Source organism: Paraburkholderia edwinii (genome assembly GCF_019428685.1).
Taxonomy (GTDB): Bacteria; Pseudomonadota; Gammaproteobacteria; order Burkholderiales; family Burkholderiaceae; genus Paraburkholderia; species Paraburkholderia edwinii.
Genome location: NZ_CP080095.1, coordinates 831,760 through 845,073, shown reverse-complemented (window position 1 = coordinate 845,073; position 13,314 = coordinate 831,760). Strand labels below are relative to the sequence as shown.

General features: G+C 63.7%; 11 protein-coding genes and 1 pseudogene. 8 read left to right on the top strand and 4 right to left on the bottom strand.

The features are described from left to right. Window positions 1-394: 394 nt before the first annotated feature. From trpE to KZJ38_RS03695, 6 genes are all read left to right on the top strand, one after another. On the top strand, window positions 395-1,888 hold the full coding sequence (gene trpE / locus KZJ38_RS03720) for an anthranilate synthase component I (protein WP_219798834.1): 1,494 nt from the start codon (window positions 395-397) through the stop codon (window positions 1,886-1,888). A gap of 13 nt (window positions 1,889-1,901) precedes the next feature. Further along, window positions 1,902-2,498 carry an aminodeoxychorismate/anthranilate synthase component II gene (locus KZJ38_RS03715; RefSeq protein ID WP_219798833.1) on the top strand — a complete coding sequence of 199 codons (597 nt, stop codon included), beginning with the start codon at window positions 1,902-1,904 and terminating at the stop codon, window positions 2,496-2,498. A gap of 25 nt (window positions 2,499-2,523) precedes the next feature. Continuing rightward, on the top strand, window positions 2,524-3,564 hold the full coding sequence (gene trpD / locus KZJ38_RS03710) for an anthranilate phosphoribosyltransferase (RefSeq protein ID WP_219798832.1): 1,041 nt from the start codon (window positions 2,524-2,526) through the stop codon (window positions 3,562-3,564). A 44-nt stretch (window positions 3,565-3,608) separates the two neighbouring features. Continuing rightward, window positions 3,609-4,394 carry an indole-3-glycerol phosphate synthase TrpC gene (gene trpC, locus KZJ38_RS03705; protein WP_219798831.1) on the top strand — a complete coding sequence of 262 codons (786 nt, stop codon included), beginning with the start codon at window positions 3,609-3,611 and terminating at the stop codon, window positions 4,392-4,394. A 93-nt stretch (window positions 4,395-4,487) separates the two neighbouring features. Beyond that, entirely contained in the window at window positions 4,488-5,129 is a 642-nt protein-coding gene (locus KZJ38_RS03700) for a CYTH domain-containing protein (protein ID WP_219798830.1), read from the top strand. A gap of 107 nt (window positions 5,130-5,236) precedes the next feature. Beyond that, window positions 5,237-6,097: a uracil-DNA glycosylase gene (locus tag KZJ38_RS03695; RefSeq protein ID WP_219798829.1), complete on the top strand. Its 861-nt coding sequence runs from the start codon at window positions 5,237-5,239 to the stop codon at window positions 6,095-6,097. Window positions 6,098-6,276: 179 nt separating this feature from the next. Here the strand turns inward: KZJ38_RS03695 and KZJ38_RS03690 are convergent, their stop codons facing one another. The 4 genes and pseudogenes from KZJ38_RS03690 to KZJ38_RS03675 form a co-directional block, all read right to left on the bottom strand. After that, window positions 6,277-6,876 (bottom strand): FMN-dependent NADH-azoreductase, encoded by a 600-nt coding sequence (locus tag KZJ38_RS03690; RefSeq protein WP_219798828.1) that lies wholly within the window; start codon window positions 6,874-6,876, stop codon window positions 6,277-6,279. 436 nt (window positions 6,877-7,312) lie between these two features. Next, window positions 7,313-9,079 (bottom strand): annotated as a pseudogene (locus KZJ38_RS03685) (M61 family metallopeptidase); the annotation flags it as partial. A gap of 173 nt (window positions 9,080-9,252) precedes the next feature. Next, window positions 9,253-9,981 (bottom strand): DsbC family protein, encoded by a 729-nt coding sequence (locus tag KZJ38_RS03680; protein ID WP_219800101.1) that lies wholly within the window; start codon window positions 9,979-9,981, stop codon window positions 9,253-9,255. 193 nt (window positions 9,982-10,174) lie between these two features. Continuing rightward, window positions 10,175-11,347, bottom strand: a complete 1,173-nt coding sequence (locus KZJ38_RS03675) for a UbiH/UbiF family hydroxylase (protein ID WP_219798826.1) — start codon at window positions 11,345-11,347, stop codon at window positions 10,175-10,177. Between the two features lie 361 nt (window positions 11,348-11,708). Here KZJ38_RS03675 and ychF point away from each other — a divergent pair, with 361 nt between their 5' ends. Together ychF and KZJ38_RS03665 are read left to right on the top strand one after the other, a co-directional pair. Continuing rightward, window positions 11,709-12,803 carry a redox-regulated ATPase YchF gene (gene ychF / locus KZJ38_RS03670; RefSeq protein ID WP_219798825.1) on the top strand — a complete coding sequence of 365 codons (1,095 nt, stop codon included), beginning with the start codon at window positions 11,709-11,711 and terminating at the stop codon, window positions 12,801-12,803. Window positions 12,804-12,887: 84 nt separating this feature from the next. Continuing rightward, window positions 12,888-13,238, top strand: a complete 351-nt coding sequence (locus tag KZJ38_RS03665; RefSeq protein ID WP_219798824.1) for a nucleotide pyrophosphohydrolase — start codon at window positions 12,888-12,890, stop codon at window positions 13,236-13,238. Window positions 13,239-13,314 lie beyond the last annotated feature (76 nt).

Here is a 13,314-nt window from a genome sequence, read left to right as displayed (position 1 = left end):
CCAAAGTCCTTCTTCATGTTTCTGAACAGAAAACGGAGTCTGAGCAGCATCGACCGGGGAGCATGGCCCTGGCGTCGCTGGTCGCACTAACCTCTCACCGAGGTTCGCTGAAGCTTGTCTTCAGCCACGTTTTTTAGTTCGCTGCGCACCGTGCGCTTTCCTGTTTCAAGGTTTCTCTCATTGCGTCGCCAACGCGTCAGTTAACGCGGGCCGTCGTGTACGTGGTGTACATTCGCGGTCCACGGTGAAGGCAAATACGCATTGTCAGGAAAGCGCGCGCCGGTCAAATTCATCGCTTCGAATCGCGAGCCCCGCATCGCGAGCCTGACCGGCAGCGCAACGCCCCGCTTTGTCCGACGCCCGCTGCGGCCGGACGTACGAACAGGATCGGAACATGACCGAACTCGAATTCCAGTCTCTCGCGAACGAGGGCTACAACCGCATTCCGTTGATCGCCGAAGCGCTCGCGGACCTCGAAACGCCGCTGTCGCTGTACCTGAAGCTCGCGCAGTCCGAGCGCAACGGCGCGAACTCGTTTCTGCTCGAATCCGTGGTGGGCGGCGAGCGCTTCGGCCGCTACTCGTTTATCGGCCTGCCGGCACGCACGCTCGTGCGCACGCGCAACGGCGTGTCGGAAGTCGTGAAGGACGGCAAGGTCGTCGAGACGAACGAAGGCGATCCGCTCGAATTCATCCAGCAGTTCCAGAAGCGCTTCAAGGTCGCGCAGCGCCCGGGGTTGCCGCGCTTCGCGGGCGGTCTGGCCGGTTACTTCGGCTACGACGCGGTGCGCTATATGGAGAAGAAGCTCGCGCACAGTGCGCCGCCGGATGACCTGGACCTGCCCGACATCCAGTTGCTGCTGACCGAAGAAGTCGCGGTTATCGACAATCTCGCGGGCAAGCTCTACCTCGTCGTCTATGTCGACCCGGCCGCGCCCGAAGCGTACACGCGCGCCAAGCATCGGCTGCGCGAACTGCGCCAGCGGCTGCGTGTGTCGGTGCAGCCGCCGGTCACGTCGGCCAGTGTGCGCACCGAGATCTATCGCGAGTTCAAGAAAGACGATTACCTCGCCGCCGTGCGCAAGGCGAAGGAATACATCGCCGCGGGCGAACTGATGCAGGTGCAGGTCGGCCAGCGGCTGACCAAGCCGTATCGCGACAATCCGCTTTCGCTGTATCGCGCGCTGCGTTCGCTGAACCCGTCGCCGTATATGTACTACTACAACTTCGGCGATTTCCATGTAGTCGGCGCATCGCCGGAAATTCTCGTGCGTCAGGAAAAGCGCGGTGAAGACCGCATGGTCACGATCCGTCCGCTCGCGGGCACGCGCCCGCGCGGCAACACGCCCGAGCGCGACGCTGAACTCGCCCACGAACTGCTGAACGATCCGAAGGAAATCGCCGAGCACGTGATGCTGATCGACCTCGCGCGCAACGACGTCGGCCGCATCGCGCAAATCGGCTCGGTGGTCGTCACCGACAAGATGGCGATCGAAAAGTACTCGCACGTGCAGCACATCGTGAGCTCGGTCGAAGGCAAGCTGAAGCCGGGCATCACAAACTTCGACGTCCTGCGCGCGACGTTCCCGGCCGGCACGCTGTCCGGCGCGCCGAAGGTGCGCGCGCTGGAACTGATCGACGAGCTCGAACCCGTCAAGCGTGGTTTGTATGGCGGCGCGGTCGGCTACCTGTCATTCACCGGCGATATGGATCTGGCCATTGCCATTCGCACCGGCGTGATCTGCAACGGCAATCTGTATGTGCAGGCGGCAGCCGGCGTAGTCGCCGACTCGGTACCCGAATCCGAATGGCAGGAGACCGAGAACAAGGCACGCGCGGTAATGCGTGCCGCCGAGCAGGTGCAAGACGGCCTCGATAGCGACTTCTGACCGGAGAAAGACCATGCTGCTGATGATCGACAACTACGACTCGTTCACCTATAACCTGGTCCAGTACTTCGGCGAACTCGGCGAAGACGTGCGGACCTATCGCAACGACGAAATCACGATCGACGAAATCGCAAAGCTGAACCCCGAGCGCATCTGCCTGTCGCCGGGTCCGAGCAACCCGCAGCACGCGGGCATCACGCTCGATGTGCTGCGCGAGTTCTCCGGCAAGATTCCGATTTTCGGCGTGTGCCTCGGCCATCAGGCGATCGGCGAAGCGTTCGGCGGCCGCGTCGTGCGCGCGCAGACCATCATGCACGGCAAGGTGAGCCAGATCGAAACCGACTGCAAAGGCGTGTTCGCCGACCTGCCGAAGCACTTCACGGTCACGCGCTATCACTCGCTTGCCATCGAGCGCGAATCGCTGCCCGATTGTCTCGAAGTGTCCGCCTGGACACCCGACGGCGAGATCATGGGCGTGCGACACAAGACGCTCGCGGTCGAAGGCGTGCAGTTTCACCCGGAATCGATCCTGTCCGAACAGGGTCACGCGCTGCTCGAAAACTTCATCAAGCAATCGAAACGCACGGACGCGGCGGCGACATCGAGCTAAAACAACAAGGTCAAGGGGAGGCGCCATGATTACGCCACAGGAAGCGCTGCAGCGCACGATCGAGCACCGCGAGATCTTTCACGACGAAATGCTGCATCTGATGCGGCTCATCATGCGCGGCGAGCTTTCGACGGCGCAGACCGCGGCGATTCTGACCGGCCTGCGCGTCAAGAAGGAAACGATCGGCGAAATCGCGGCGGCGGCCACCGTGATGCGCGAGTTCGCGCATCACGTCGAAGTCGAAGACAGCTCGAATTTCGTCGATATCGTCGGCACCGGCGGCGACGGCGCGCATACGTTCAACATTTCGACCGCGACGATGTTCGTCGTCGCGGGCGCCGGCGGAAAAGTCGCGAAGCACGGCAACCGCAGCGTATCGAGCAAGTCGGGCAGCGCGGATGTGCTCGAGGCGCTCGGCGTCAATATCGATTTGCAGCCGCAGCAGGTCGCGGCGTCGATCGCCGAAACCGGCATGGGCTTCATGTTCGCGCCGAACCATCATCCGGCGATGAAGAACGTGCAGGCCGTGCGCCGCGAGCTCGGCGTGCGGACCATCTTCAATATCCTTGGCCCGCTGACCAATCCGGCGGGCGCGCCGAACCAGTTGCAGGGCGTGTTCCATCCGGATCTCGTCGGTATTCAGGTGCGCGTGATGCAGCGGCTCGGCGCGAAGCACGTGCTCGTCGTGTACGGCAAGGACGGCATGGATGAGGTGTCGCTCGGCGCCGCGACGCTCGTCGGCGAGTTGCGCGACGGCGAAGTGCACGAGTACGAGATTCATCCGGAAGACTTCGGCATGCAGATGGTGTCGAACCGCACGCTGAAAGTGGCCGACGCGGCTGCGTCGAAGGTGATGCTGCTCGAAGCGCTCGACAACAAGCCGGGCGTCGCGCGCGAGATCGTCGTGCTCAACGCGGGCACCGCGCTTTACGCGGCAAATGTGTCGTCGTCGGTGGCATCCGGCATCGAGCTTGCGCGCGAAACCATTGCAAGCGGCCGCGCGCGTGCGAAAGTCGACGAACTCGTGCGCTTCACAGGCCAGTTCACTCAGCCATTCAAGCGTTAAAAGCAAGCAATGACTTTTGTATCGGTTTTCGTATCGGAGCGGCCATGAGCGATATTCTCGAACGCATCATCGACGTCAAGCGCGCGGAAGTGCGGGCGGCCATGCAAAGCGCGCCGCTCGAAGATCTGCGGCTCGAAGCGTCGGCGCGCGACCTGCGCGATTTCGTCGGCGCATTGCGCGCGAAGCATGCGGCGGGCAAACCGGCCGTGATCGCCGAAGTGAAAAAGGCGAGCCCGTCGAAAGGCGTGATTCGCGAGCATTTCGTCCCGGCTGAGATTGCGCGCTCGTATGCGCAGCATGGCGCGGCGTGTCTGTCGGTGCTCACCGATGTGCAGTTCTTCAAGGGCAGCGCCGCGTATCTGGAAGAGGCGCGCGCGGCGTGCGATCTGCCGGTGCTGCGCAAGGACTTCATCATCGACCCGTATCAGCTCGTCGAAGCACGTGCGATGGGCGCCGACGCGATCCTGCTGATCGCCGCCGCGCTCGAAACCTCCCAGATGCAGGAGCTCGAAGCGTTCGCGCATTCGCTGGGGCTCGCGGTGCTCGTCGAGGTGCACGACAAGAATGAACTCGTCGAAGCGCTCACCTTGAAGACGCCGCTGATCGGCATCAACAACCGCAATCTGCGTACGTTCGAAACATCGCTCGATACGACGATCGGCATGCTCGAGATGATCCCCGACGAGCGGATCGTCGTCACCGAATCGGGCATTCTGTCGCGCGTCGACGTCGAGCGGTTGCGTGCGCTCGACGTCAATACGTTCCTCGTCGGCGAGGCGTTTATGCGCGCCGAAGAACCGGGCGTCGAACTCGCGCGGATGTTTTTCTGATGCGCCGCAAGCGCAGAACGCAAATCGGCGGCACGCAAAACGATCGGCGCGATGCACGCAATATGGCAGTCGAAGCACGGAACGGAGTAATCGATGGGCATCGAACGCGAAATCAAACTTGCGCTGCCGGCCGACCAGGCTGACGCGGCCACGCAATGGTTTATCGCGCGTACGGGAGAAACCGGCAAGCCACTCGCGCTCGACAATCTTTACTTCGACACGCCGTCGCTGACGCTCGCCCGTTCGAAAAGCGCACTACGTCTGCGCCGCACGCCCGATAGCTGGCTGCAGACATTCAAGACGGTCGGCACCGCGCAGTCCGGCATGCATAGCCGTCACGAATGGGAGATGCCGGTCGCCGGGCCCGCGCTCGAAATCGACGCGCTGCTGAAAGTCTGCGACGACGCGGATGCCGCGGCCGCACTACGCAACGCCGCGCCGCAGGTAATCGAACTGTTTCGCACGAATTTCACGCGCACGCTGTGGCTGGTCGTCCATCAGGGCGCGCACGTCGAAGCGGCCATCGATCGCGGCGAGATTCTCGCTGATGTCGATGGCTCGACGCGCCGCGCACCGATCTGCGAAGTCGAACTGGAATTGAAAAGCGGCGACGAGGCCGCGTTGCACGCGTTTGCGGCGGAGCTGGTGGCGAGCGTGCCGGGTCTTGTGCCGGAAAACGCGAGCAAGGCGCAGCGCGGGTACGAGCTGCGGGAAGGCGGAGGCGGCGCGACGTAAGCGACGGCTTTGCGTTGCCTGCCTGCCGCATCGCGCGACCCCGACCGCGCCATTTTTCACGCGCGCAGCCTTGAGCCGTACCGCATTAGCTGCGACACTCTCCGGCCATGACCTCCGCTACCCGCTCCCGCTCCGGTTCATCGTCGCAAGGCTCGCTCTTCGGCGAAGACAGCAAAGCAACGTCCGCGTCGAACACGGACACGTCGGCTTCAACGCCGCACGCGCCGATCCCTTCCGCCCCGCCGACTCTCGAAGCGCAATTCGAAGCCCTTCCGCCCGCCTGGCGCGCTCATCTGAAGCCGTTTATCGATAGTGACGCCTACGCATCGCTATGCCGTTTCGTCGATGGCGAACGGGCGGCCGGCAAGACCGTCTACCCAGCCGACGTGTTCCGCGCGCTGCGCCTGACGAGCCCCGACGACGTGAAAGTCGTAATCCTCGGTCAAGACCCGTATCACGGCGAAGACCGCGGCACGCCGCAGGCGCACGGCCTCGCGTTTTCAGTGCCGCCGGCAGTGCGGCCGCCGCCGTCGCTGCGCAATATCTTCAAGGAAATCGCGGCGAGCCTCGGCTACGCATCGCCCGCGCATGGCTGTCTCGACGCGTGGGCGAAACAGGGTGTGCTGCTGCTGAATACGGTGCTGACGGTGGAACGCAATCAGGCCGCGAGTCACGCGAAGCGCGGCTGGGAAAAGTGCACGGACACGCTGATCCACGAACTGGCGATGCGCCATGAGGGGCTCGTGTTCATGCTGTGGGGTTCGCACGCGCAGGCGAAGCGCGCGCTACTCGACGGCAAGACGGATCGCGCGCATTGCGTGCTCGAGGCGCCGCATCCGTCACCGCTCTCCGCGCACCGCGGATTTCTCGGCTGCCGGCATTTCGCGCTCGCTAACGAATATCTCGAAGCGCACGGCCGCAAGCCGATCGACTGGCGGCTGCCGGACGAAGCGCAAGTGCTGGCCTGACAGAGTGACAGAGGGACGGAAAGCGTGCCGCGTTTCAAGCGGGCTCCTATCGCCACGCATGTGCAAGCGCACCGCCCAATAAAAAACGCCGCGGAATCGTGTTCCGCGGCGTTTGCGCTCTGACGCGAGGCAGATGATGTAGCCCGCGTCCTGAACCTCATGCGATCGCTGCTCGCTGATTACGCCGCAGCCGCGATCGCCTCACGTGCACCGGCGAGTGCCGCCGCTGCCACGTCCTGGCCCATATTCAGGCCTTCCGCGTAGATGAACGACACGTCCGTCATACCGAGGAAGCCGAGGAACGTCTGCAGATACGGCGTCTGCGAGTCGCCCGGCGTGCCCAGATACTTGCCGCCGCGAGCCGAAACGACATAGACCTTCTTGCCCTTCACGAGGCCTTCCGGACCGGTCGGACCGTACTTGAACGTGACGCCGGCACGTGCGATGAAATCGAAGTACGTCTTCAACTGCGTCGAGATGCCGAAGTTGTACAGCGGCGCGCCGATCACGACGATATCGGCGGCCTGCAGTTCGTCGATCAATGCGTCGCTGCGTGCGGCAATCGCTTGCTGTTCAGCGGTGCGCTGGTCGGCCGGCGTGAAGAACGCGCCGAGGACGTTATCGTCGAGGTGCGGCAGCGCATCGCTATACAGGTCGCGGACGACGACACGCGCGCCCGGATTCGACTGTTGCAATTTTTCGGTCAGTTCGTTGGACAGCAGCGTCGATTGAGCGCCTTGCGAGCGGGCAGCCGAGTTGATCTGAAGAATCGTGGTCATCTTTGACTCCATCCAGTAAGGGACGCGCCTTGTGTTGCGCGATTGGGAGCCATTCTGAATTCTCAGCGACGCTTGAAAAAGTAGCGCCGCAGCGAAGGATTGTTGCAATGGTGGAACAATCGCACCAGATAGTGGGTAGTGCGGCTCAAAGGCGACGATCCCCGGAGCCGCAGTCAACACAGAAACGACGCACCGGAAAAACTGTCGTGTTCCGGTGCGCGGACGGGCGCGCTAGCGGCGCGCCACCGCCCGCTCAGTTCCCCAGCCAGCGCCCGCGCCAACCACGCGCAGCGGCAGATTCCCCACGACCGCCAGCCGATTTCCCGCCGGATTTCCCGCCGGATTTCCCGCCGGATTTCCCAGCGGATTTCCCAGCGGATTTCGCGGCGGATTTCACCGATTTATCTGCCTTGCCTGCTTTCCCGGGTTTGCCCGCCGACTTGCCATCCTGCGCCTCGCCGCCCTGCACCGTCAGCTTGTACCGCAGCACCTCCGGCTCATCGAGCTTCAACTGCGCGACACGCAGCTCATCGCGGCGAAACGCGTGCACTTCCACCTTCGCGCCGGGCACATAGCGCCCGAGCAGCGCATCGAGATTCGCGCCGGTCACACGCAGTCCGTCGAGCGCGACGAGCACATCGCCAGCCGACAGCCCGGCCTTCTGCGCCGCGCCGCCGTCGAACACCGCGGCCAGCGCGCATTCCGCACCACCGCGCATGCGCGCGCCAAGCGACGGCTTGCCGTTCTTCCCCGCATCCGGCACGAGCTCGATGCCGGCCGGCGCGAGCAGCTCCGCAAGCGGCAAATCGCGCGTGCCGTGCACGCCGTTCGCAAAGATGTCCGCGAGATCGGCGCCCGTCGCTTCGGCGAACAACGCCTCGACATCACCCTCCTCGATGCCGACCGGCTTGCCGCGATAGAAGTCGCGCCCATAACGCTGCCACAGCAAACGCATGACATCGTCGAGCGAGCGGCGGTGGCCGGTCTGCGCGCGAATCGTCAGATCGAACGCGAGCGCAACGAGCGAGCCCTTCGTGTAGTAGCTGACGATCGCATTCGACGCGTTCTCGTCCTGCCGGTAGTACTTGACCCACGTGTCGTACGAACTTTCGGCGACACTCTGCTTCAGACGCCCGCTGCCGCGCAGCACGCTGCCGATCGTCTTGCCGACCATCGTCAGGTAGTCGTCTTCGCTGATCACGCCGCTGCGCACGAGAATCAGATCGTCGTAGTACGACGTGAAGCCTTCGAAAAGCCACAGCAGCGTCGTGTAGTTCTCGCGCGTCAGATCGTACGGCGCGAAGGCGGCCGGCTTGATGCGCTTCACGTTCCACGTATGGAAATATTCGTGGCTGCACAGGCCGAGATAGGTGCGATAGCCGTCGGTCATTTCCTCGCGGCCCGTCACCGGCAGATCGGTGCGATTGCAGATCAGCGCCGTCGACGCGCGATGCTCGAGACCGCCGTAACCGTCGCTGACCGCTTGCGTCATGAACACATAGCGGTCGACCGGCGCCTTCTTCGAGCGCGGCTCGAACAAGGCAATCTGCGCTTCGCAGATGCGCTTCAAATCGGCCGCGAGCCGCGGCATGTCGAGCCCGATCACGCGGCCCGCAATCACGATGTCGTGCGGCACGCCATGCGCCTTGAACGTCGCGAGCTCGAATTCGCCGAGCGTCACCGGGTGGTCGACGAGTTCGTCATAGTTTTGCGCCTGATACTCGCCGAAGCCATAGCGCTTCGTCCCGCGCGCCTCCGGCAGCGCAGTCGCGACGCGCCAGTCGCGATACGCCGAACCATCGGGCTTGCGGATATCGACGACGCATTGCGCGGCCTCATGCCCGAGCGCCGCGAGAAACACGCTCGTGCCGTTGAAGAAGCCGATCGTGTCGTCGAGATGCGCGGCCCGCACCGACATATCCCATGCGTAGACCTCGTAACGCAGGGTCAGCGCGCCCTTCACCGGCGCCGCCTGCCACGTGTGCTTGTCGGTCTTGTCGATGCGCACCTTGCGGCCAGCGTCGTTGAACGCGCGCAGCGTGACGATATTGCGTTCGAATTCGCGCACCATGTAGCTGCCCGGAATCCACACGGGCAGCATGAAGCGCTGACCGTCGGGATGGGGGGCCGCGACGGTCACGGAAACTTCGAACAGATGCGCGGCGGGTTGCTTCGGGACGATGGTGTAGCGGATTGGCTTCATCGGCGGGACGGTTCGGGGTCGGGAATACGGCTGACGTTATGGACCCTCGCGATGCCTGCTAGCAACGCGACGGTCGCCCAAAAAACAGCCGGCCGTGGAACGCAGCAGTGCATCCGTCGGCCGGCATCTCTGTCTATCGATGCGCTGAAGCGTGGTGCTGCGCGCAGCGCCGTTCAGTGCACGGCGGCCAGCGCCTTGTTCAGCTGGTCGGCCGGCACAGCGCCCGGCAAACGGGTGCCGTCGGCGAGGAACACGGTCGGTGTGCCGCTGACGTTCATCGACTGGCCCAGCGACAGGTTCTTGTCGATCGCGGCGGTGTCGCAGGTGCCGGCCGCGGTCGGCGCGTTGCGCTGCGTCATCCACGATTCCCATGCCTTCGCGCGATCGGTCGAACACCAGATCGACTTGGCCTTCGCCGTCGAATCCGGCGACAACACCGGATAAAGAAACGTGTAGACGGTGATGTTATCGACCGACTTCAGCGTGTTCTCAAGCTGGCGGCAATACGGGCAGTTCGGATCGGAGAACACCGCGATCTTGCGGCTGCCGTCGCCTTTCACGACCTTTACGGCATTCGCGAACGGCAGGCTCGCAAAGTCGATGCGGTTCAGCTCGGAAAGACGCGCTTCGGTGAGGTTCTTGCGCGTCTTTGCATCGACGAGATCGCCGAGCAGGAGATAGTCGCCGTTCGCGTCGCTATAGAGAATCTGCGAGCCGAGGTTGACTTCGTAGAGGCCGGCGATCGGCGACTTCGACACGCCCTTGATCTCGACATCGCTACCTAGACGCGATTGCAGCGTCGACTTCAGCTTATCGGTGGTCTGGTCGGCCTGCGCGGAGCACCCGAGCGCGACAGCCGCGACCGTCAGCACGAGCGCCGCTATGCGAATACGTTTTTTCATCATTGAACTCCCTTGTCCGATGCCGCCATTGCACACGAAATGTGCGGCGCTTGCATGCGCGATCGCGCACGCTGTTCAAGCTGTAAAGACCGGCGCGGGCCGGCGCCGTTCATCCTGTATTTCTGCTCGCGCTGTGCGTATATCGTGCGGCGGGCATTGGCAATCGGCCAAACGCCCAATCGCCCGCTCCGCCTCAGCCGAGCGCCGACGACACGAGCCAGCGTTTGACCAGCGGCTGCGCACCGACGAACGACATGCCCACGTTGCGCACCGCGCGTGCCACAAACCCGGGCACGGCGAAAAGCCTTTGCAAACCGTCAGTCGCGATCATCAGCGCGCGGATGTCTTCGCTGCGCGAACGCTCGTAGCGGCGCAGCAGCACCATATCGCCGAGATCGCGGAACGCCTCTTTCTTCGCGATCACATCGGCGAGCGACGCCACGTCGCGCAGCCCCAGATTCATCCCTTGCCCGGCCAGCGGGTGGATCAGATGCGCGGCGTCGCCGACCAGCGCGACGCGCGGCGCGACGAGCCGGTCGACTGTCTGCAGCGCGAGCGGAAAGCCTTTGGCCGGTGTCACGCATTCGAGTGCGCCGAGCGCGCTCATCGTCACCCGCTCCACTTCAGCGGCGAGACGCGCCGGCGCAAGCGCCATCAATTGTTCGGCATGTTCGGTGTGCGCCGACCACACGAGTGACACGTGGCCGTCGGGCAGCGGCAGCAGCGCGATGATTTCGCCGTCGCGGAACCACTGGTACGCGGTTTCGCCGTGCGGCCGCTCAGCCTTGAAGTTGGCGACCACGCCGGTTTGGCGGTAATCGCGACGGTCGACTTTCGAGCCGATCTGCGCGCGCACCCACGAATGCGCGCCGTCCGCGCCGACCACGAGATCCGCTTCAAGCACGTTACCGTTCGCCAGCCCGATCGTCGCGCCGTTGGTCTGCACGTCGAGCCCTTGGGCGCGCGCGTCGAACCACGTGACGTTCGGCTGGAAACGCAGCGCGGAATCGAGCGCCTGCTCGATCAGCGACGATTCGGCGATCCACGCCAGTTGCGGCACCGCCGCCTGGAATGCGGAGAAATGCAGTTCGGCATGCGCGTCGCCGTAGACACGCATGTCGTAGACGGGCGAAAGGCGCCGGGTATCGAGCGCCTGCCAGACCCGCAGCCGCTCGAGCAACGCTTGCGAACTCGACGACAGTGCATAGATGCGCGAGTCGAATACGGCGTCCGGCGCGAGCGGCGCACAGTGCTGCGCGAGCAGCGCGACACGGAGGCCCGTCTGCGTCAGCGCGAGGGCCGCCGTCTTGCCGACGAGGCCGCCGCCGATCACCGCGGCGTCGAAGGTCTGGTGGTGTGCATTCATGCGGGCATTATAGCCGCGCGGGGTTGCTGGATCGGGGCGGCGGGCACGGGGCGAGTGCCCGCGGGGCGCGGCATCGCGAGGCAGGTGCAGCGTCGCTCCGCAAGGCGGGAATGTCCACGCCGACAGGGTTACAATTGCGGTTTCCCGTGCCCGCCCCAGTTCGCAAGACGGTTTTCCTTTCGAAGCCGCGCGCATCGGCGCCCTCATTGGCGTCTTTATTGACGTCTTCATTGGCGTCATCGTGAGGCTGCTTCGGTCCGCCCGGTTTGCCTTTTGTGCAGGGTGTGGAGCGCACGCCGCGCGAGCGGCGAGTCCGCTTGCCCGGCGCAGCACATCGTCATCTGTCTTTTAGAGAAACTCCATGAGCCTCAAATGCGGCATCGTCGGCTTGCCTAACGTCGGCAAGTCCACCCTGTTCAACGCGCTGACCAAGGCGGGCATCGCCGCCGAAAACTACCCGTTCTGCACGATCGAGCCGAACGTCGGCGTCGTCGAAGTGCCGGACAAGCGGCTCACGGCGCTCGCCGAGATTGTGAAGCCCGAGCGCATCGTGCCGGCCGTCGTCGAATTCGTCGATATCGCGGGCCTCGTGGCCGGCGCGAGCAAGGGTGAAGGTCTCGGTAACCAGTTTCTCGCGAACATCCGCGAAACCGATGCGATCACGCACGTCGTGCGCTGCTTCGAAGACGAGAACGTGATTCACGTCGCGGGCAAGGTCGATCCGCTGTCCGACATCGAAGTGATCAACACGGAACTCGCGCTCGCCGATCTGTCGACGGTCGAGAAAGCGCTCACACGTTATTCAAAGGCCGCGAAGTCGGGTAATGACAAGGAAGCGGTCAAGCTCGCCGCAGTGCTCGAAAAGGTGCGCGCGCAACTGGATCAGGCGAAAGCCGTGCGCGGGCTCGATCTGAACGACGAAGAACAGGCGCTGATCAAACCGTTCTGCCTGATCACCGCGAAGCCGACGATGTATGTCGCGAACGTCAAGGAAGACGGCTTCGAAAACAATCCGCATCTGGACGCGGTGCGCAAGTACGCGGAAAGCGAGAAGTCGCCGGTGGTTGCGGTGTGCGCCGCGATCGAGGCCGAAATCGCCGACCTCGCCGACGAAGACAAGGAAGTGTTCCTCGCCGACATGGGCATGGACGAACCGGGTCTGAACCGCGTGATTCGCGCGGGCTTCAAGCTGCTCGGCCTGCAGACGTACTTCACGGCAGGCGTCAAGGAAGTGCGCGCATGGACGATTCATATCGGCGATACGGCGCCGCAGGCGGCCGGCGCGATCCACACGGATTTCGAGCGCGGCTTTATTCGCGCGCAGACGATCGGCTTTGACGACTACATCACGTTCAAGGGCGAACAGGGCGCGAAGGAAGCAGGCAAGATGCGCGCCGAAGGCAAGGAATACGTCGTGCACGACGGGGATGTGATGAACTTCCTGTTCAACGTTTGACGATTTCTCTTAACGGCTGGGCGCGGCAATTGTCCAACAGGCTGTTGGACAATTGCCTCCATCCTTGAGACGCCGGACCACACCATGACGATCGACGACCTGCAAAAGCAACTGCTTGCCTTCCGCGACGCGCGCGACTGGCAGCAATTCCATACGCTGCGCAACCTGATCGTCTCGGCGAGCATCGAGGCGGGCGAACTGCTCGAAACCGTGCAGTGGAAAACCGATGCCGAGATCGACGCGCTCGTCGCCGACCCGACGCAGCGCAAGCATCTCGAGCACGAATGCGCGGACGTGCTGATGTATCTGATGCTGATCGCGGACAAGGCCGGCTTCGATCTCGTGGAAGTCGCCGCGGAAAAGCTGAAGCTCAACGAATCGCGCTATCCGGTGGAAAAGGCGAAGGGCAAGTCCACCAAGTATTCGGCGCTTTAAGCTCAACGCTCCAGATTCAGGGCATCGGATCGGGCAGCGGCGTCACCCACCTGTCATATCCCACCCGGTTGCTCGC

Excerpts from the sequence above, each read along its gene's own strand:
- trpE (WP_219798834.1), top strand. The coding sequence starts at position 395 with ATGACCGAACTCGAATTCCAGTCTCTCGCGAACGAGGGCTACAACCGC.
- KZJ38_RS03715 (WP_219798833.1), top strand. The coding sequence starts at position 1,902 with ATGCTGCTGATGATCGACAACTACGACTCGTTCACCTATAACCTGGTC.
- trpD (WP_219798832.1), top strand. The coding sequence starts at position 2,524 with ATGATTACGCCACAGGAAGCGCTGCAGCGCACGATCGAGCACCGCGAG.
- trpC (WP_219798831.1), top strand. The coding sequence starts at position 3,609 with ATGAGCGATATTCTCGAACGCATCATCGACGTCAAGCGCGCGGAAGTG.
- KZJ38_RS03700 (WP_219798830.1), top strand. The coding sequence starts at position 4,488 with ATGGGCATCGAACGCGAAATCAAACTTGCGCTGCCGGCCGACCAGGCT.
- KZJ38_RS03695 (WP_219798829.1), top strand. The coding sequence starts at position 5,237 with ATGACCTCCGCTACCCGCTCCCGCTCCGGTTCATCGTCGCAAGGCTCG.
- KZJ38_RS03690 (WP_219798828.1), bottom strand. The coding sequence starts at position 6,876 with ATGACCACGATTCTTCAGATCAACTCGGCTGCCCGCTCGCAAGGCGCT.
- KZJ38_RS03680 (WP_219800101.1), bottom strand. The coding sequence starts at position 9,981 with ATGAAAAAACGTATTCGCATAGCGGCGCTCGTGCTGACGGTCGCGGCT.
- KZJ38_RS03675 (WP_219798826.1), bottom strand. The coding sequence starts at position 11,347 with ATGAATGCACACCACCAGACCTTCGACGCCGCGGTGATCGGCGGCGGC.
- ychF (WP_219798825.1), top strand. The coding sequence starts at position 11,709 with ATGAGCCTCAAATGCGGCATCGTCGGCTTGCCTAACGTCGGCAAGTCC.
- KZJ38_RS03665 (WP_219798824.1), top strand. The coding sequence starts at position 12,888 with ATGACGATCGACGACCTGCAAAAGCAACTGCTTGCCTTCCGCGACGCG.